The organism is Peribacillus sp. YIM B13472, assembly GCF_042788005.1.
In the GTDB taxonomy this organism is placed as follows: Bacteria; Bacillota; Bacilli; order Bacillales; family DSM-1321; genus Peribacillus; species Peribacillus simplex_E.
The window spans coordinates 85,606-105,592 of record NZ_JBHZPG010000003.1 but is presented as its reverse complement, the minus strand read 5'-3'; the positions used below and the strand labels follow the sequence as shown (position 1 = coordinate 105,592).

Below are 19,987 nucleotides of genomic sequence, written 5' to 3'. Positions count from 1 at the left end.
GAAGTGGATGACTTCAGCCTGAATCCACAAAGTTTGTTATCAGCCAATGTCATGGATCTGTATACCATCCTGAAAAAAATTACTATTTTGAGCGAAGAAAAATGGCATGACCCCTCATTATCCGGTGTGGTGAATCTTTTGAAACTGGTGAAAACTCATGATCTTCTCTCGGAAAATAAGGATATGCCCCAAGATGAAGCGGCCATCCAGAAACAAATGAAACACCTGCTTGAAGGGTTAACGGGAAAGTTGGAGCGATGGCTGTCCAATCAGTCAAAAGCAGAACCTGATCAATCCAACACTCTGGAAAAAGGGCAAACTAAAACATTAGAAACATTGAAAAGTGCATTCTCGCAATTATCCGGGAGTGACAAGGTAAATAAAGACGGGACAGTCAGCAGCGGTGTGGCTTTGCAAAGTCCGGATAGTGGGAAACATCAAGGGACTGGTATGCCTTTTCTCATGACAAAGCTGGAGCAATTCGTCTTGGCAGCTCCCAAAGGTGAGCAAACTGTCAGTCAAGAAGAGTTTGTTAAACAATTTGAAAATATTTTGAGTAAGGCGAACTTTAGCGGAACTAACGGTGTAAATAAACTTTTGATCAGATTGACTCCTAAACATTTAGGGTCCCTAAGAATCGAGTTGATTCAAAAGGATGGTATGCTGTCAGCCAAGATTATGGCTTCTACTGCCCAGGCCAAGGAAATGCTGGAGAATCAGCTTCATGGCTTAAAACAAGCCTTTAGCGGACAAAACATTCAAATTGAAAGAATTGAAATATCACAGGCCTTCAATGCTTTTAACTCTGAGAAATTCAGCCATAAAGATGCGGATGAACATAATGAACAACAGGAGAGTAAGGAAGAAAGCAATGATGAAACGGAAAGCGAGTTTACGGGATCCCTTGCCGATGCTCTGTTAAATATGGAAGTGTAGGTGAAAAAATGACGACCATCGATACGTCACTATTATTATCAAAATCTCAAACTGAAAACAGAAAAACCGGGGATGCATTGGGAAAGGGTGATTTCTTGAAATTGTTGCTTACCCAGCTTCAAAAACAAGATCCGTCAAGTCCGATGGACAATACGGAATTCATCGCCCAAATGGCCACTTTTTCTTCTCTGGAACAGATGATGAATATGGGAGCCCAAATGGAAGAAATAATAGGGATCAATCAACAAAATAGTTTAATGAACTATAACTCTTTTGTCGGTAAGGAAGTAACTTGGCACAAATTGGATGAAGGCGATGGTGATCTTCCGATAGAAGAAGGGACAGGCATCGTTAAATCGATACAATATAAGGGTGATGGTGTTTATTTTCTTTTAGAAGATGGCACAAAGCTTGAACCCGCAAATATTTCAGCAATGAAACAACCAAGTTCCATGGCGAATAGCTTGACGGCGGCAAGTGAATTAATAGGCAAGCGTGTTTACTGGATGGACGATAAAAATGGTGAGTCGTCTGCTGTCGTAATCTCGGTATCCATGAGTAATGGCAAGCTGGAAATTGAAGTGGATGATGAAAATAACACTAAGTTATCATCAGAGCAATTGATAAAAATTGCTGAAGCTTAAGGGATGGGAATATGAATGAACTTGGTTTTCAAGTAAATTCCGCTCAGCTTTTGCCACAAACAAAATTACCGTTAAGGCAAAGGCAGATGATCCAACAAGACTTTCAACAGCATTTTCAAGTTGCTGTCTCCACAAATGAAAAATTGACCATTAGTAAACATGCTCAATTGCGGATAAGTCAACGGAATATAGAAATAGCACCAAAAACCTGGGACAAAATAGCTGATAAAGCCAATGAGGCCAAAAAGATGGGTGTAACTGAATCTCTTATCATTATTGATAATGCGGCACTCATAGTAAGCACGAAAAACAACAAGGTCATCACGGTCATGGACAGGGATGAAGCAACATCACAAATCTTCACGAACATCAATGGAACCATAATTTTAGATAAATAGGCTGGACCTGGAATAGGAAGCCTAGACTGTGGAATGACGGAAGGAGTCGATATATGAAAGTGGAGCTTTTACATGCTTCGTTCAATGTATTCGGGAATAAGCGGATTAAAAAACTTACAAACAAAATTGGATGTTATCGGTAATAACGTCGCCAATGTCAATACATATGGTTTCAAAAAAAGCCGTGTGACATTCAGCGATGCGATGAACCAAACGGTATCTGGTGCAAGTGCAGCAACAGCCAATAAAGGCGGAACCAATGCTAAACAAATTGGATTGGGCTCAACGATTGCTACAATCGATACGATCCATACACAGTCAAGCCTGCAAACGACCGGCCGCGATCTTGATTTAGGAATATCTGGTGATGGTTATTTTGTCGTCAAGCAAGGCGATTCACTTTCATATACACGTGCAGGAAACTTTTATCTGGATGATAACGGTACACTTGTCAACGCGAATGGTTTGAAAGTGCAGGCTTACAAAGTTGATGAAAACGGTAAACGATCAAAAACGATTGGCGACGTTGCCGTTAACGTCAATGCGATTTTACCTGCCATTGCCACTACTAAAATATCAGTAAGTGGTAATCTAGCTGCTGACGCAATTGATGGTACCGTATTTAGCCAGCAAATGAAAGTTGTGGATGAAAACGGTAAAGAACAAACGGCAACTATCTATTTCCAAAAAAACGGTGATGATAAATGGGAGCTTTTTGATGAAGAACCTGCTGCTTTGGGGGATACATCAACAACTAAACCAAAACCGTTCACTTCGGTGAATTTCGATGCAAATGGTCAGATAGTGGCAGCTGATAAAACCCAGACAGGTCAAAGCATTAACATTTCAAGCGGCAAAGAGGATGACTCGGATACAGCAGTTGATGAAAGCGTTCAAAAAGTTAATTTGGATTTTGATTTCTCGAACCTTACTCAAGTTAAAGGTTCCACTACTGCTCTTGTCAATCCGGATGGTAATAAAGAAGGAAAACTGGAAAGCTTTAATATTGGTGCATCAGGGGAAATAAATGGCGTTTATTCCAACGGTCTGATCACAACCTTAGGCCAACTGGCCGTCGCCAAGTTTTCCAATGCATCAGGCTTGACGAAAACGGGTGGTAACACTTTTCAGGAATCAATCAATTCAGGTACTGCAAACATCAATATCGCAGGTGAAGGGCGTGGTGTGATTGCATCAGGTTCATTGGAAATGTCCAATGTGGATTTATCCGAAGAGTTTACTGAAATGATCGTTGCACAACGTGGTTTCCAGTCGAATTCCAGGATCATCACGACGTCGGATGGAATTTTACAGGAATTGGTTAACTTAAAACGATAGGTTAAGGGAGGGAGGAGCCAGATGCTTTTGCTCTGGCTCCTAAATATCATTATCAAAGTCACAAGGCTCAATGGAAAATGCTTTCATATCAATGCATTGTACATAGACACAGTCGAGTCATTGCCAGATACGACCATTACTTTTACAAATGGTAAGAAAATCGTTGTGCTAGAGAAGGAAGAGGAACTGGTTGGAGCTATTATACAATTTTACCGTACCGTTAATATTCTCGGTTTTCGTAAGGATGTGGAGGAAAGTTCATGAAAAAAAATCTAATGTCTATTATGTTGATTATACTCGTGGCTATAACGCTTGTAGGTGTCATAGCGGTCGTGGTTGTGACAAAGTTATCAGATCCCACATCTGCCGAAGATAAACCTAGCATTGACGAAATTGTCAAATCATCAGTTGAGATTCCTGAAATTACTACGAATCTTGCCGGCAATGATTATATCAAAATCTCATTTATGGTCCTAACAGAAAATAAAAAAGCGAAAGAAGAGTTGGAAAAAAGAAATTTTCAAGTGAAAAATATAATTATTACCGAACTATCCGAAATGAAAGCGGAAGAGTTAACCGGTAAAAAAGGCAAGGAAAAGCTTCAAGAAGCTTTAAAGACTAGAATGAATGAATTAATGGAAGAAGGAAAAGTTGAAAAGGTTTATATAACTTCCTCGATACAGCAATAAGAACATCCTTGCTTCATTAAATAAGAAGGGGAAGCTTTGGAGGTGAGTGTTAATGTCCGGGGAAATATTATCGCAAAATGAAATAGATGCACTGTTATCGGCCATTTCCACAGGTGAAATGGATGCAGATGATTTAAAAAAAGAAGAAGTAGAAAAAAGAGTGAAAGTTTACGACTTTAAAAGGGCGCTTCGGTTTTCAAAGGATCAAATCCGCAGTTTGACTAGAATACACGAGAACTTTGCGAGGCTGCTGACCACATACTTTTCTGCTCAGCTTAGAACATATGTCCAAATATCGGTTGCTTCGGCAGATCAAATACCATACGAAGAGTTTATCCGATCGATTCCCAAAATGACCATCATGAATGTTTTTGAGGTACCGCCCTTGGATGGCCGGATCATTCTTGAGGTCAACCCGAATATCGCCTATTCCATGATGGATCGTGTTTTGGGCGGGCGGGGCATAAGCGTGAATAAGGTAGATAGTTTAACGGAAATAGAGACGAAAATCATGTCGAATTTATTCGAGAAGGCTTTTGAAAATTTACAGGAGGCTTGGGGAACGATTGTTGAAATCGAACCGGTGATGACAGAGTTCGAGGTGAATCCGCAATTTCTGCAACTGGTTTCACCCAACGATACTGTTGTGGTCATTTCCTTGAATACACAAATCGGCGAAACGAGCGGAATGATTAATGTTTGCATTCCTCACGTCGTATTGGAACCGATCATACCAAAGTTATCTGCTCATTATTGGATGGAAAATTCCCAAAAGGAAAAAATTCCAGAGGAAATCATGATTTTGGAAAAGCGTATCCGAAACGCAGATCTTCCCATTATTTCCGAACTTGGTTCTACGGATATCACTATCCAGGACTTTTTACTGCTTGATGTTGGCGATGTCATCGATTTGAATAAGGCAATCGATGAACCTTTGACGATTACAATTGGAGGGATTCCAAAATACAGTGGGCAGCCAGGAAAAGTAGGAAAAAAACATGCTATCCAGATTCTTGATATTTTGAAAGGGGGAGAAGAAGATGGTAAGTGATGAAATGCTTTCACAAGACGAAATAGATGCCCTTTTAAAAGGTACAAGTGATATAGAGGATGAGGTGATCCCTCTCACGATTGACGATTATTTATCAATGATGGAACTCGACGCCCTCGGTGAAATCGGTAATATCTCCTTCGGAAGTTCGGCCACTGCCCTATCCACTTTGTTGAATCAGAAAGTGGATATCACCACCCCGACGGTTACATTAATTGAAAGGGGACAGATCGCGGAAGAATTCCCGCATCCGTATGTAGCGATTCAAGTGCAATATACAGAAGGTTTTTCAGGTATAAATATGCTGGTCATCAAGCAGAGTGATGCTGCTATCATTGCAGATTTGATGCTTGGCGGAGATGGGGAGAATCCTTCTGACCTGCTTGGAGAAATTCAATTGAGTGCTGTTCAGGAAGCAATGAACCAAATGATGGGTTCTGCTGCGACATCCATGTCGACCATTTTCAGTAAAAAAGTGGATATTTCTCCACCTAGCATAGACTTACTTAATTTTTTAAACGGTGTAGGTGAAAATGCGATACCTGACGAGGATTTATTTGCAAAAATCTCGTTCCGCCTCCGTGTCGGCAACTTAATTGATTCCAGTATTATGCAATTGTTGCCATTAGAATTTGCTAAAGGGTTAGTTTCTGAATTATTAAATGGGACGAGCGAAAGCGAACCTACCGATATTAAAACGCAAAAAGTACTAAGTGATCCAGTAACAAACATTCCAAATCAGGAGCCGGCATCATTCCAGGACACCAGGTCTGATCGATCGGCAAACGAAACTTATGGACAAGGCGGTCACCAAACCCAACCTACGAACCAAATGCCGAATGCTCCACAACATTTTGGAGTTTCATCCGTACCAACAGGACAGCCGGTAAATGTTCAGCCGGCCAGTTTCACTAGTTTTCAGCCTTATCAGCTTCAGGAGTCTGAAACGAAAAATCTCAGCATGCTGATGGATATCCCTTTGCAAATAACTGTGGAGCTTGGAAGAACGAAACGCTCCGTCAAGGATATTTTGGAGCTGTCCTCCGGATCGATCATCGAATTGGATAAATTAGCAGGAGAGCCAGTGGATATCCTGGTAAACAGCCGCTTGATAGCAAAAGGTGAAGTAGTGGTGATTGATGAAAACTTTGGGGTACGTGTTACGGATATAATGAGTCAAAGTGAACGATTAAATAAAATAAGATAATTTGGGGGACGAGAATAATGGCTAATAGAATTTTAATTGTGGACGATGCAGCATTTATGAGAATGATGATAAAGGATATCCTTTCTAAAAATGGTTTTGAAATAGTCGGGGAAGCAGCAGATGGCGCCCAAGCAGTGGAAAAATATAAAGAAACCCATCCGGATCTTGTAACGATGGATATTACCATGCCCGAAATGGATGGGATTACAGCGTTAAAGGAAATTAAAAAGGTAAATCCTCAAGCTAAGGTCATTATGTGTTCAGCGATGGGGCAGCAAGCCATGGTCATTGATGCGATCCAGGCGGGTGCAAAAGACTTTATCGTGAAGCCATTCCAGGCAGACCGGGTATTGGAAGCCATAAATAAAGCATTAAGTTAAGAGGGTGTCTTCATATTGTTTTTAATTAAAAAATGGCTTCAGGTCTCACTGATGATAGCGGTATTCTTCTCTGGGGCCATACAGGTCCATGCGGAAAATCTTAAAAAAACAGTGAAGGATGTTTATGAGCAGCCAGATGATTTAAAGGTGGGTAAAGATGAATCAATAGACTGGAAATCTACCGAACAGGCTTCGAATCCTGACAAAGTGGGGATAACCGTTTGGGAGTTTCTTAGGATGATATTTGCTACTATTTTTGTTGTGGCCCTTCTATATATCCTATTGAAATTCATCAATAAAAAAAGTAAATCGTATCAAAAGGCAAATTCAGTGGAGAATTTAGGCGGTACGGGCCTTGGGGCAAATCGTTCAGTCCAGCTTGTTAAAGTCGGCGGGCGAATATTGGTGATCGGGGTTGGCGAAAATATTCAGCTCTTGAAAGAAATAGATGATCCCGAGGAATATGAACAGCTTTTGAAAGATCACAATGATAAGATCGATCAAATGATCCAGCCTGGGGAATTTGCAATGAAGTTGAAAAATAAGTGGTTGAAGAAAAGCGAATCCGAAACTGCCAGTTTCTCTGCAGAGTTCAAAAATCAACTTGATCAAATGTCTGATAGCAGGAAAAGGCTGTTAAATGAGCTTGGTAGGAAAGGAAGAGACAATGAATGAGTGAGTTCATGGAGTTTTTTAATAACAGTGATCCCACTAATGTCTCTACTTCCGTAAAACTTGTTCTTCTAATGACTATCTTATCGCTGGCTCCAAGCATATTGATCTTGATGACCTGTTTTACAAGAATCATCATTGTCCTGAGCTTTGTGAGAACATCGCTAGCTACCCAGCAGATGCCGCCGAACCAGGTGCTGGTCGGCCTGGCACTTTTCATGACATTCTTCATAATGGCACCGACTTTTCAGGAAGTGAATGAAAAGGCATTAACCCCATTATTTAATGAAGAGATAGATTTAGAAGAGGCGTATGTACAGGCCTCGATACCATTTAAGGAATTCATGAGTGCCCATACAAGGCAAAAGGATCTGGCGTTATTTTTGGAGTATGCCAAGGTGGATAAGCCGGAAACGATACAGGACATTCCCTTGACTGCCTTTGTACCAGCTTTTGCTATCAGTGAAATCAAAACGGCTTTTCAAATAGGTTTTATGATTTTCATTCCATTTTTGGTTATCGATATGGTCGTTGCAAGTGTCCTGATGTCGATGGGGATGATGATGTTGCCGCCAGTCATGATTTCCCTGCCATTTAAAATCCTCCTTTTCATTCTTGTTGATGGATGGTATTTAGTAGTGAAGTCTTTATTACAGAGTTTTTAAGCAGGTGAAAAAATATGAGTGCAGAGTTTGTAATTGATATAGCAGAAAAAGGAATTTATATGGTATTGATCATCGCTGGTCCATTGATGGTAATCGCTCTTATTGTAGGACTACTAGTAAGCATCTTTCAGGCGACTACACAAATTCAGGAACAAACCTTGGCATTTGTTCCAAAAATCGTCGCAGTCTTATTGGGACTCATTTTATTGGCTCCATGGATGCTGAGCCACCTATTATCATATGCAAATGAAATATTCGGTAATCTGAATCGATTTGTAGGGTAGTGCATGGAGGAACTATTTCCGCACTTTCCCGCTTTTTTATTAATTGTGGTACGGGTCACTACGTTTTTCGTGGCCATGCCGATTTTTTCGTACCGTTCAATACCGGTACAACATCGGGTAGGGCTTGGGATCTTCCTTGCCTGGATCATGTACTACACCATCGATGCTCCGGTTCTGGAATTGGATGTCACATTTTATTTACTGATCATGAAGGAAGCGCTGGTTGGGCTTTTCATCGGGTTTGCAGCTTATATGATTTTATCGGCCGTACAAATCGCTGGTGGATTGATTGATTTTCAAATGGGTTTTTCAATTGCGAATGTCATCGATCCCCAAACGGGGGCACAAAGCCCGCTGATGGGACAATACCTTTATACAATCGCTCTATTATTCCTATTGAGTACCAACGGCCACCATTTGCTTTTGGATGGAATTTTTTATAGTTATCAGTTCATTCCGATTGACCAATTATTTGTACCATTCGGAGATCATACACTGATAGAATATTTGGCCAAAGCCCTCAGCAAAGCTTTCATGATTGCTTTTCAAATGTCCATACCTGTAGTGGGAAGCATTTTTTTAGTGGATGTCACGTTAGGGATCCTTGCCAGGACGGTCCCTCAATTAAATGTGTTCGTTGTCGGGATTCCAGTGAAAATCATTGCCGGCTTTGCGGTTATCATACTGGTAATGGGGATGATGATGACAGTTGTAACACAACTCTTCAATTTCTTGCTTTTGACAATACGTCAACTAATGCAGTTGATTGGAGGCGTTTGATATGGAGAGTTTTCAGCTGGATTTACAGTTTTTCGCTGGAGAGAAAACCGAAAAGGCAACTCCAAAAAAACGTCAGGATTCGAAGAAAAAAGGTCAGGTGGCAAAAAGTCAGGATGTAAATACCTCTGTGAATTTAATTGCGGTGTTTTCTGTGCTATTGCTTATGGGACCATACATGTATAATCATCTGCTCGGTCTCATGAAAGAATACCTGCAACGTTTTTCCTTGAGTGGATTCAGCGAGGAGAATATGCAAATTATCATGATTGAGGTTTTAAAGGAGATGGGCTTAATCCTAGGGCCAGTTTTCGCAGCAGCGATAGTGGCTGGGATATTGGCTAATGTCATGCAAAACGGGTTTTTGTTTTCGACTGAATCCATTCAGTTCAAACTTGATAAATTGGATCCCATTAAAGGATTCAAACGTATTTTTTCAATGAGGGCCATTGTTGAATTATTGAAATCCACTCTTAAAATATCATTTGTTGGTGTTGTTGCCTTTTATGTACTATGGCAGCGCATGGACGAGATTATGATTTTATCACAGATTTCTGTGGAAGAAGCGATGGCAACGTTGGCGGATATTACGATTAAAGTGGGATTTTATGCTTCCGTGGCTTTATTGTTCATTGCTCTATTAGACTATTTGTACCAAAAATATGACTTTGAAAAAAACATCCGGATGTCCAAACAGGATATTAAGGATGAGTATAAAAATTCCGAAGGGGACCCGCTCATCAAATCCAAGATAAAGCAAAAGCAAAGGCAGATGGCCGCTCAAAGAATGATGCAGGAAATTCCCAATGCGGATGTCGTCATCACTAACCCGACGCATTTTGCTATTGCTTTAAAATATGATGAAGAAAAAGCTGAGGCTCCGTACGTAGTGGCGAAGGGCGTTGATTTTGTTGCTCAGAAAATTAAATTCATTGCTAAAGAAAACGATGTGGTCATGGTGGAAAATCGGCCTTTGGCCAGGTCTTTAAATGATCAAGCTGAATTAGGCCAGGCGATACCTGAAGAGTTCTTTAAGGCAGTCGCTGAAATACTGGCCTTTGTATATAAAACCAAAGGTAAACTGTAAAGAAGTAATAGGGTAACCCGCTAGTTAGGAGAGAAAAAACATGCGAGCAAGAGATTTAGTTGTTATATCAAGCGTCATCATGATCGTTGCCATGTTGGTCATTCCATTGCCAACCTGGTTGTTAAGTATTTTACTCCTTTTAAATATCTCTCTTGCGTTGCTGGTTCTATTGACTACGATGAATATGAAAGAACCTCTCCAATTTTCAATCTTTCCTTCCTTGCTCCTTTTACTGACATTGTTCAGGCTGGGGTTGAATGTTTCGACGACTCGTGCCATTTTGACCTATGGTGATGCTGGAGGAGTTGTAGAAACCTTTGGGTCGTTTGTAGTCGGCGGTAACGTGCTTGTAGGATTAGTTGTATTCATCATTTTGGTCATCATCAATTTCATCGTCATCACGAAAGGCTCCGAACGGGTCTCGGAGGTAGCGGCAAGGTTTACGCTGGATGCGATGCCAGGGAAACAGATGGCCATAGATGCAGATTTAAATGCTGGGATGATTTCCGAAAATGAAGCACGGGCCAGAAGGGAAAAAATCAGTAACGAAGCAGACTTTTATGGATCCATGGATGGAGCGAGTAAGTTTGTTAAAGGGGACGCCATAGCGGGCATCATCATTGTCATCATAAACTTGATTTTCGGTATGATTATTGGCTTCATGCAATTGGACATGAGCTTTGGAGAAGCAGCCGTCCATTTTTCCATGTTATCGGTTGGTGACGGTATCGTGAGTCAGGTACCTGCGTTATTGATTTCTACAGCTACGGGTATTGTCGTAACCCGGGCAGCCTCGAATGGAAACCTCGGAGCGGATATTGTTGAACAGTTATTCCAATTTCCCAAAATGCTTTACCTAACAGCAGCAACCATTTTCCTTTTAGGGTTATTCACTCCCATTTCCGACTTATTCACGATTCCGATCGCTGCTTTATTAGTTGTTGGAGGGTATACAATTTCAAGGATACCTAAGCAGGATGAAAATGAAAGGCAAGAAATGGAAGAAGTGCTGGAAACTGATGAAATGAAAAGTCCAGAAAGCGTCGTTAACCTTTTAAGTGTCGACCCGATCGAATTTGAGTTTGGATATGGATTGATTCCGCTTGCGGATGCCAATCAAGGGGGAGAACTGCTGGACCGAGTCGTCATGATCCGCAGGCAGCTTGCAATTGAATTGGGACTCGTGATCCCTGTCGTCAGAATACGTGACAACATTCAGTTGAATCCCAATGAGTATCGGCTGAAGATTAAAGGAAGTGTCATGGCCAAGGGGGAATTGCTCCTTAATCATTTCTTGGCCATGAGTCCAGGGATGGAGGATGATTCAATAGAAGGAATCGATACGATAGAACCGTCTTTCGGTTTACCGGCCAAGTGGATCACGGATGATATGAAAGAACATGCCGAGATGTTGGGTTATACAGTTGTGGACCCGCCAAGTGTTGTATCCACTCACTTGACGGAAGTCATAAAGGCCAATGCGCATGAATTATTGGGCAGGCAGGAAACGAAACAATTGATCGATCATCTCCACGAATCGGCACCTATACTAGTAGAGGAAGTCACTCCGAATCCCTTGTCCATAGGAGATGTACAAAAGGTATTGGCAAAATTATTGAAGGAAAAAGTTTCAATAAGGAACTTACCGATCATTTTCGAAACACTTGCTGATTATGGCAAGTTATCGACTGACACAGATTTGCTTACTGAATATGTAAGGCAGAATTTAGCCAGACAAATAACGAATTCTTTTCTTTCGGATGAAAATAGAATTAAAGTCATAACATTATCGGGGAAAGTGGAAAAGACCATCGCCGATGGTGTACAGCAAACCGAACATGGTAATTTTTTATCATTGGATCCAACTATATCGCAATCCATATTGGAGGCAATTGCAGCCAAATTGGAAGAGCTGAACCTAATGGATCACCAACCGATCTTACTCTGCTCTCCAGCGGTAAGGATGTATGCCCGGCAATTAACTGAACGTTATTTTCCTAATGTACCTATTCTTTCATACAATGAACTCGAATCGAATGTAGAAGTACAAAGTGTAGGGGTGGTGAATTTCGATTGAAGGTAAAGAAATATTTGGCACCATCAATGAACGAGGCAATGAAGCGAATAAGGGAGGAACTAGGCAGTGATGCGGTAATCTTAAGTTCAAACGCTGTATATACTGGCGGTTTCTTAGGATTATTCAAAAAGAGGAATATTGAAGTCATTGCAGCCATAGACCCCGTGTCCCAGCCTATCCAAACCGTAACCAAACAAAAATCGAAGAAGTTGCCATCAAAGCTGGAAGTGGCAATTCATGCTTCTGAACCTAATGAAGGCAATAGGGAAAGTGCGGACTTAGTAAAAGAAATCGAAGGTTTGAAAGATATGATAAAGAGTTTGCAAATCTATTCACCTGATAGAAAATATCCGGGGAAACTGCAGAAAATCCATGAATACCTAACCGAGCAGGAAGTGGATATATCACTTCGATTCCAAATCATGGATGAACTACTTGAAAAATGGTTCGTTTTTAAACAGCAATCCACTGATGAAGAGGTTCAAGTTTGGTTGGAAGAAGCCATGTTCGCGATTTTGGAAAAGGTCGAAAATGGAAAAAACGGGCTGCAAAAAAAGTATATTAATATTGTTGGCCCAACAGGTGTGGGAAAGACAACGACCCTGGCAAAAGTAGCTGCGGAAACCATGTTAAAGCATGATAAAAAGGTGGCTTTCATTACGACGGATACGTACAGGATCGCTGCAATAGATCAACTTAAGACATATGCCAAGATTCTAAACGTTCCCATTGAAGTCGCTTATAATCTGGAAGACTTCAAAAGGGCGGCTGAACGTTTCTCCCATTATGATTTTGTTTTTATTGATACGGCAGGAAGGAATTTCCGTAACCCGCAATATGTTAAGGATCTTAATGAAATCATCCATTTTACAGATGAGATGGAAACCTATTTAGTGTTGTCATTGACGTCTAAACAAAAGGATATGGAAGATATTTATCGACAGTTTGCTACCATACCGATTAAACAGGTCATTTTTACAAAAGCGGACGAAACATCCACTTTCGGGCCGATATTCAATTTTATACACACTCATAAATTGGGAGCGGCCTATATAACTGATGGACAGAATGTGCCAGACGATATTGAAATAGCTACATCATCACAGCTATTGAAAATGGCTTTCGGGGCTAAAAAATATGAAAGATCAAGCTGAGAATTTACGTAAAAGATTGGAAGCCCGCCAAAATAAATCAATGGCCAAAACGATTGCCGTATTAAGCGGAAAAGGTGGAGTGGGAAAATCAAACTTTACATTGAATTTTTCCATTGCCTTATCCCAAAGAGGCAAAAAGGTACTGGTGTTCGACATGGATATCGGTATGGCGAATATTGATATTTTGATAGGTAAACACTCTCCCTGCAGTATTATTGATTTTTTTGAAAAAGATTGTAGTTTGAAGGATATCATCATGTCAGGACCGGGAAATATTTCAATCATTACAGGTGGAACAGGGTTGACGGATCTCTTTTCACTTGATGAAGATAAGTATACTCGTTTTAATGAAGAATTCAGTTTATTGTTGGCGAATTACGATTACATCTTATTTGATATGGGGGCAGGCATCACTAAGGATTCCATGAAATTCCCGTTATGTGTGGATGAATTAGTCGTTATCACGACGCCTGAACCCACTTCTATCATGGATGCATACTCAGCAATGAAATATATCCATTCAGTAAATAAAGAGATTCCATTGTTCCTAGTTTGCAATCGGGTTTTCACGAGTAAGGACGGCAAAGAAACGATTAAGCGGCTCCAAAATGCACTAGTGAAATTTTTGGGACTGGAAACTGTAGCTCTAGGGTACTTGCCAGATGATAGAACCGTACCCAAATCTGCTACCAAACAAATGCCCTTTCTCCTTTTCGATTCTGAAGCCGATATATCCAAAGCCATTATGGACATTGCTTCGAGATATGCAAATCATTCATTTGGGGAAGAATTGACATTGCAAAAAAGCCATTTCCTCCAAAATATGAAGAGATATTTTTTTGGAAAGTAGGTCTCCTTATATGGGTAAAGTAAAAGTGCTGATAGTGGACGATTCTGCGTTTATGAGAAAGTTAATTTCAGAGTTTTTAGCAGAAGATAGCAGGGTGGAAATCATCGGGACTGCCAGGAATGGAAGAGATGCCATTGACAAAATAAAGTCTTTAAAACCTGATGTCGTGACTTTGGATGTGGAAATGCCGATTATGGACGGATTGGAAGCATTAAACCGGATAATGAATGAATGTCCAACCGCTGTAGTCATGTTATCAAGCACCACGAAAAAAGGAACGGAAAATACATTTGCCGCCATGAACAGTGGAGCCTTTGACTTTGTGGCTAAACCTTCGGGAGCCATTTCATTGGATTTACATAAAAGTTATGGCCGCCAGCAGGGCAAATGTTCACAAACTAGAAAAAAATGCGAAAAATATTGAAAGAAGCCCATCCGTTTGGGGGAGATATAGTGAAATAGATTCAATAAAAGTGTCAAAAAACGAAAAAAACCAAAAAAATGGTCCTATGGGTACAGGAAGATAATAGTCATCGGTACATCAACAGGAGGCCCGAGAGCTCTGCAGACTGTCTTGACAGGTCTCCCAGAAGAAATTGATGCTCCCATACTCATTGTCCAGCATATGCCCCCCGGTTTCACAAAATCCTTGGCAACACGCCTGAATTCATTATGCAAGATTAAAGTGAAGGAAGCTGAAGAGGGAGAACTGATTCAAAAAGGTGTCGCCTACATCGCACCTGGAGGTTTTCACTTGAAAGTGAGGAAGGTCGGGATGAACTGGGCAATCCTTTTGGATCAATCCGAAGTGCGTCATGGACATCGCCCGTCGGTTGATGTGCTATTTGAATCGGTAAGTGAAATGAATGATTCTGCGAAAATAGCCGTTATCATGACCGGGATGGGGATGGACGGGTCGAGGGGGCTTACCAATCTTAAACAAAAGGGTCCTTTAAAAGCGATAGCCGAATCACAGGAGACATCAATCGTTTTTGGTATGCCTAAGGCGGCAATCAATACCAAGTTAATAGATAGCGAAGAGGATGTAGAAAAAATAGCTAAAGCGATAATAAACTATTGTTAACACATGGAGGTGTGGGATTGTATGGATATGAATCAATATTTAGAGGTATTTATAGAAGAAAGTAAAGAACATCTTCAAACGTGCAGCGAACAGTTGCTGGTGCTTGAAAAGAACCCAGAAGACCTCTCGATCGTAAACGAAATCTTTCGTTCCGCCCATACCTTAAAAGGGATGTCGGCAACTATGGGGTATGAGGATCTAGCCAATTTAACTCATAAAATGGAGAATGTGCTGGATGCGATCCGAAACAGTCAAATCGCCCTTTCGCCTGAATTGTTTGATGTGATATTTTTAGCGGTTGATGATTTAGAAGCAATGGTCATGTCCATTGCTGAAGGTGGAGATGGAAAAAGAAATGTGAAGGATGTTGTCCATCAGCTGGAAATGATTGAAAAAGGGGAGTTGCCCTTTTCTTCCACCATTGCAGAGATTGCAGCAGCTTCTGCCGTCCTAGAAAAGAAGGAAATGATTGCGGGAGAGTACGATGAACTTGAATGGACAGTACTTCAACAGTCCAAAGATCAAGGCTTCAACAGCTTCGAAATTTCGATAGGGTTGCGTGAGGACTGTCTTTTAAAAGCTGCCCAGGTGTTTATGGTTTTCGAAGTGCTTGAAAAGTCAGGTGAAGTAATCAAGTCACACCCACCCGTCGAACTTTTGGAAGAAGAGCAATTCGATCAGCAATTTACGGTCACGATGGTAACAACAGAATCTGGTGAAGAGATAAAGAAAAAAATCATGAAGGTTACCGAAGTGGATCAAGTTGTTGTGAATGCACTTGATCTAGAAGGAATTCGGCATGAAGCCAATTCTAACGAGGATAAAGTTACTGAAATTCTAAAACAAGAGTCAAATAATGCCTTGCTTCCAACTGATAACGATGATAAGAAAAAACAGGCACCCGTTAAACCGGCATCAAGCAAGACCATTCGGGTGAACATTGAGCGGCTTGATATATTAATGAACTTATTCGAGGAACTAGTAATCGATAGAGGCAGACTTGATCAAATTTCCAGTGATTTGGCTAATCAAGAATTGCATGAAACGGTAGAAAGAATGTCCCGTATAACAAGTGATTTACAAACAATCGTATTGAATATGCGGATGGTGCCCGTGGAAACTGTATTCAATCGTTTTCCTAAAATGGTTCGTCAATTGGCAAGGGATTTAAACAAGAAAGTCAATTTGGAAATCACCGGTGCCGAAACGGAACTTGATCGTACAGTCATTGATGAAATCGGTGATCCTCTCGTCCATTTAATAAGAAATGCCATGGATCATGGAATTGAAACAACTGAAGAACGTTTGGCGAAAGGAAAGAATGAAGAAGGTAAAATCCTGTTGAAAGCCTATCACAGTGGTAATCATGTTTTCATTGAAATCGAGGATGACGGCGCAGGCATCAATAAAGATCGAGTCTTGAACAAGGCCCTATCCAATGGGATATTAACTAAGGAAACTGCCGCCACCCTAACGGATAAGCAAATCTATGAATTGATATTCGCTTCTGGTTTTTCAACAGCGGAAACCATTTCAGATGTATCGGGACGGGGTGTGGGGCTGGATGTGGTTAAAAATACTATTGAGTCCCTCGGTGGATCTGTCACGATCGATTCCAAAGAGAATGAAGGATCCATCTTCCTTATTCAACTTCCGCTTACATTGTCCATTATTTCTGTCATGCTGGTTGCAATCCAAAACGAAAAATATGCCATACCGCTTTCTTCCATTATTGAAACAGCAATCATAAAAAAAGCAGATATCATGAATGCCCATAATCAACAAGTTATTGATTACAGGGGGAAGGTTCTACCGCTTCTGTTCTTGAAAGATATATTCGAAGTGCCTATCAATCAGGAAGAAGAAGAGTCCCTCTCTGTAGTCATTGTAAGAAAAGGCGATAAATTAGCAGGATTAGTCGTTGATTCATTTATCGGGCAACTGGAAATCGTTCTGAAGTCACTAGGTAATTATTTAACCAGTGCATTTGCAATATCGGGGGCAACGATACTTGGTGATGGTCAAGTTGCTTTAATCATAGATTGCAACACATTGATTCATTGAATGATAGATAAATGGGGCAGGGTAATGGGACGTTGGTTCGACCGTGCCGATTCGTATTTCGTCAAGGCTTCCAATCATCATGAGTTTTTTTAAAAGGAGGGGAATAGATGTCGGAGGATATGAAAGTAATCGTATTTCAAATTAAGGATAAAGAATATGCAATTCCAGTGGATAAGGTCAGTGGTATCGAAAAGCTTCTGCATATTACCAGAGTTCCAAAGGCAGTAAAATTTGTTAAGGGAGTCATAAATTTAAGGGGTGTAATCACTCCAATTATTGATTTACGGGTTCGTTTTGGTTTCGAAGAGGTGGAATACGATGAATCAACAAGGATTATCGTCGTCATTCTGGATGGTATGGAAGTGGGGCTAATAGTGGACTCTGCCAATGATGTTTTGGATATTCCAGTGGAGAGTATCGAACCTCAGCCTGAAGTTGTGGGACATCTGGCTTTTGAATACATTAGCGGAGTGGCTAAAATTGAGAAGCGACTGCTCGTGCTAATTAATTTGGAGAAGGCCTTAAGTCTGGAAATGACTGAAAATATGTTAAGAGAAGGATAATCATATGTCATTCATTGAGAAAATCAACCCTCTTCAACTCGATATTTTGAAGGAAATCGGTAATATAGGTGCAGGGAACGCAGCAACTGCGCTTTCTGCCATCCTTAATAGGAAAATTGATATGAATGTTCCTGATGTCCGAATCGTTTCCTTTGATGAAATGATGGAAATGGCTGGCGGGGCCGATCACGTGGTTGCCAGCGTTTTCCTTAGAATAGAAGGTGATGCTTCAGGGAGTATGTTTTTTATCCTTTCGCTACCAGTAGCTGAATACTTGATTCGTAAGATGACTGGTGATGTGACCTTTTTGATAGATTCAGCACCCTATACTGAATTGGCACTCTCTTGCCTTCAGGAATTAGGGAATATTTTATCGGGATCCTATCTCTCTTCCCTTTCTGATTTCACTCGATTGAATATCCATCCATCCGTTCCATCCTTGAGCATCGATATGGTAGGGGCAACGATCAGTTATGGATTATTGGAATTATCTCAAGTAAGTGACGCAGCCATCGTCATTGATACAGTACTTGAAAAAGACCAGCTTTTTGCTGACTCCATTAATGGTCATTTCTTTCTATTACCTGATTCTGAATTTTTTGATATCATTTTTTCCGCTTTAGGAGTGTCACCTAATGACTGAACTGTCAAAGGTCCAGATTGTTAAGGTTGGAATAGCGGATATGAATATAATAAAACCTCCCTATACGATTCGTACTTCCGGGTTGGGGTCTTGTGTTGGTGTTGTGATTTATGATGAAAAAAAGAAATTGCAGGTTTGGCCCATATCATGCTGCCTGACTCTTCACTTGCTAAATCGGGACAGATCAACATGGCAAAATTTGCAGATACGGCGATAAAGGAATTAGTGCAGATCTTAGTAAAAGAAGGCGCAAGAGTGCCTTTCCTAAAAGCGAAGTTGGCTGGCGGAGCGCAAATGTTTCAAATTGCCTTTGGAGGGGATTTGATGAGAATTGGACCCCGGAATCCCGGAATGTGGAAGCTGTCCGGAAAGAGTTATCTGACTTGCGGATTAGAGTCGTTGCCGAAGATGTTGGCGGGAATTGCGGAAGAACGATCGAATTCAATTTAAATGATTGTTTGCTAAATATTCGGACCGTTACTAAAGGGACTAAAAACATATAGGATCGGAATTGGCTTTTGAAAAGCCAAAAATATGAAAGGTACACTTGCTACTGAATTATTATTGCATTTATGGCTTTAGGGGCCGTTTTGATCACAAATCGTATAACAAAATGTTAGGAGGATGTCCAATGTCTCATCTGACCATCGAAGAAGAGCAGTTATGTTGGAAAAATTGGGTGGATTGCAGAGATCCGCTAGCCGGGGACATTTTGATAAAGAAATACATACCTCTCGTATCGTATCATGTTCAACGTATTTCAGTAAGTCTTCCTAAAAATGTGAGCCGGGATGATATAAGGAGTTTAGGGATGATGGGGTTATTCGATGCCCTGGAACGCTTTGATACGAAGCGTGACCTGAAGTTTGACACATATGCATCTTTTAGAATTCGTGGTGCTATTTTAGATGGATTAAGGAAAGAGGATTGGCTTCCACGGAGTGCAAGAGATAAAGCCAAGAAAATTGAATCTGCAATAGAACAGCTGGAGCAGCAATACATGAGGAACCTTTCGCCAAATGAGATTGCCGCTGAATTGAATATCCCGGAAGGTGAAGTGTATGCTGCATTAAATGAGAATTTCTTTGCCAATGTACTATCAATTGATGAAAATCCCCAAGAGGACGATAAAGAAAGCGTGAATTTTCATATTAAAGATGAAAAGGCGGATTTACCTGAGGAACATGTGTTAAGGAAAGAACTATATGTGGAATTAGCCAAAGTCATAGAAACGCTTAATGAAAAAGAACAGTTGGTTTTACAGCTTTTTTATAAGGAAGAACTAACATTAACCGAAATCGGACAAGTGATGAGCCTATCTACGTCCCGGATATCCCAAATTCACTCGAAAGCGATATATAAATTAAGAAACACGATGCAAGATCAAAAGATTTAATCATGATATTTTGATTGAAGAGGGCTTT

Annotated in this window: 21 protein-coding genes and 2 pseudogenes; all 23 read left to right on the top strand. The window is 40.7% G+C overall.

The window, feature by feature from the left end:
- The first annotated feature begins 3 nt into the window (after window positions 1-3).
- Window positions 4-936, top strand: a complete 933-nt coding sequence (locus ACFX4I_RS03670; RefSeq protein ID WP_377419226.1) for a flagellar hook-length control protein FliK — start codon at window positions 4-6, stop codon at window positions 934-936.
- Window positions 937-944: 8 nt separating this feature from the next.
- Window positions 945-1,580: a flagellar hook assembly protein FlgD gene (gene flgD / locus ACFX4I_RS03665; RefSeq protein WP_377419224.1), complete on the top strand. Its 636-nt coding sequence runs from the start codon at window positions 945-947 to the stop codon at window positions 1,578-1,580.
- A gap of 11 nt (window positions 1,581-1,591) precedes the next feature.
- On the top strand, window positions 1,592-1,978 hold the full coding sequence (locus tag ACFX4I_RS03660; RefSeq protein ID WP_377419222.1) for a TIGR02530 family flagellar biosynthesis protein: 387 nt from the start codon (window positions 1,592-1,594) through the stop codon (window positions 1,976-1,978).
- Window positions 1,979-2,050: 72 nt separating this feature from the next.
- Window positions 2,051-3,316, top strand: a complete 1,266-nt coding sequence (locus ACFX4I_RS03655; RefSeq protein WP_377419220.1) for a flagellar hook protein FlgE — start codon at window positions 2,051-2,053, stop codon at window positions 3,314-3,316.
- Between the two features lie 48 nt (window positions 3,317-3,364).
- Window positions 3,365-3,580, top strand: coding sequence for a flagellar FlbD family protein (locus tag ACFX4I_RS03650; protein ID WP_076367895.1), 216 nt, complete (start codon window positions 3,365-3,367; stop codon window positions 3,578-3,580).
- Window positions 3,577-4,005, top strand: a complete 429-nt coding sequence (fliL, locus tag ACFX4I_RS03645; RefSeq protein WP_377419218.1) for a flagellar basal body-associated protein FliL — start codon at window positions 3,577-3,579, stop codon at window positions 4,003-4,005. The genes ACFX4I_RS03650 and fliL overlap by 4 nt, the downstream gene beginning before the upstream one ends.
- A 52-nt stretch (window positions 4,006-4,057) precedes the next feature.
- Window positions 4,058-5,056, top strand: coding sequence for a flagellar motor switch protein FliM (fliM, locus tag ACFX4I_RS03640; RefSeq protein ID WP_377419216.1), 999 nt, complete (start codon window positions 4,058-4,060; stop codon window positions 5,054-5,056).
- On the top strand, window positions 5,046-6,263 hold the full coding sequence (gene fliY / locus ACFX4I_RS03635) for a flagellar motor switch phosphatase FliY (RefSeq protein ID WP_230301340.1): 1,218 nt from the start codon (window positions 5,046-5,048) through the stop codon (window positions 6,261-6,263). The genes fliM and fliY overlap by 11 nt, the downstream gene beginning before the upstream one ends.
- A 17-nt stretch (window positions 6,264-6,280) precedes the next feature.
- A complete protein-coding gene (gene cheY / locus ACFX4I_RS03630; RefSeq protein WP_063231856.1) occupies window positions 6,281-6,643 on the top strand; it encodes a chemotaxis protein CheY in 363 nt (120 codons plus the stop codon).
- A 15-nt stretch (window positions 6,644-6,658) separates the two neighbouring features.
- Complete coding sequence (locus tag ACFX4I_RS03625) at window positions 6,659-7,318, top strand: flagellar biosynthetic protein FliO (RefSeq protein WP_230301339.1); 660 nt, start codon at window positions 6,659-6,661, stop codon at window positions 7,316-7,318.
- Window positions 7,315-7,980, top strand: coding sequence for a flagellar type III secretion system pore protein FliP (gene fliP / locus ACFX4I_RS03620; protein ID WP_230301338.1), 666 nt, complete (start codon window positions 7,315-7,317; stop codon window positions 7,978-7,980). The genes ACFX4I_RS03625 and fliP overlap by 4 nt, the downstream gene beginning before the upstream one ends.
- A gap of 14 nt (window positions 7,981-7,994) precedes the next feature.
- Window positions 7,995-8,264, top strand: coding sequence for a flagellar biosynthesis protein FliQ (gene fliQ / locus ACFX4I_RS03615; protein ID WP_076366504.1), 270 nt, complete (start codon window positions 7,995-7,997; stop codon window positions 8,262-8,264).
- 3 nt (window positions 8,265-8,267) lie between these two features.
- Window positions 8,268-9,044 (top strand): flagellar biosynthetic protein FliR, encoded by a 777-nt coding sequence (gene fliR / locus ACFX4I_RS03610; protein ID WP_377419214.1) that lies wholly within the window; start codon window positions 8,268-8,270, stop codon window positions 9,042-9,044.
- A gap of 1 nt (window position 9,045) precedes the next feature.
- Window positions 9,046-10,128, top strand: coding sequence for a flagellar biosynthesis protein FlhB (gene flhB / locus ACFX4I_RS03605; protein WP_377419212.1), 1,083 nt, complete (start codon window positions 9,046-9,048; stop codon window positions 10,126-10,128).
- 40 nt (window positions 10,129-10,168) lie between these two features.
- On the top strand, window positions 10,169-12,205 hold the full coding sequence (gene flhA / locus ACFX4I_RS03600; protein ID WP_377419210.1) for a flagellar biosynthesis protein FlhA: 2,037 nt from the start codon (window positions 10,169-10,171) through the stop codon (window positions 12,203-12,205).
- A complete protein-coding gene (gene flhF, locus ACFX4I_RS03595; RefSeq protein WP_377419208.1) occupies window positions 12,202-13,359 on the top strand; it encodes a flagellar biosynthesis GTPase FlhF in 1,158 nt (385 codons plus the stop codon). The genes flhA and flhF overlap by 4 nt, the downstream gene beginning before the upstream one ends.
- On the top strand, window positions 13,343-14,209 hold the full coding sequence (locus ACFX4I_RS03590) for a MinD/ParA family protein (protein ID WP_377419206.1): 867 nt from the start codon (window positions 13,343-13,345) through the stop codon (window positions 14,207-14,209). Before flhF ends, ACFX4I_RS03590 begins: the two co-directional genes overlap by 17 nt.
- Before the next feature lie 10 nt (window positions 14,210-14,219).
- Window positions 14,220-15,293: pseudogene (locus ACFX4I_RS03585) on the top strand (protein-glutamate methylesterase/protein-glutamine glutaminase).
- A gap of 21 nt (window positions 15,294-15,314) precedes the next feature.
- Complete coding sequence (locus tag ACFX4I_RS03580) at window positions 15,315-17,357, top strand: chemotaxis protein CheW (RefSeq protein ID WP_377419204.1); 2,043 nt, start codon at window positions 15,315-15,317, stop codon at window positions 17,355-17,357.
- 107 nt (window positions 17,358-17,464) lie between these two features.
- On the top strand, window positions 17,465-17,920 hold the full coding sequence (locus ACFX4I_RS03575; RefSeq protein WP_230301330.1) for a chemotaxis protein CheW: 456 nt from the start codon (window positions 17,465-17,467) through the stop codon (window positions 17,918-17,920).
- Between the two features lie 4 nt (window positions 17,921-17,924).
- Complete coding sequence (locus tag ACFX4I_RS03570; protein WP_377419202.1) at window positions 17,925-18,563, top strand: chemotaxis protein CheC; 639 nt, start codon at window positions 17,925-17,927, stop codon at window positions 18,561-18,563.
- Window positions 18,556-19,066: pseudogene (locus tag ACFX4I_RS03565) on the top strand (chemotaxis protein CheD). Before ACFX4I_RS03570 ends, ACFX4I_RS03565 begins: the two are co-directional and overlap by 8 nt.
- Before the next feature lie 128 nt (window positions 19,067-19,194).
- On the top strand, window positions 19,195-19,959 hold the full coding sequence (locus ACFX4I_RS03560; protein WP_377419200.1) for a FliA/WhiG family RNA polymerase sigma factor: 765 nt from the start codon (window positions 19,195-19,197) through the stop codon (window positions 19,957-19,959).
- Window positions 19,960-19,987: the final 28 nt, after the last annotated feature.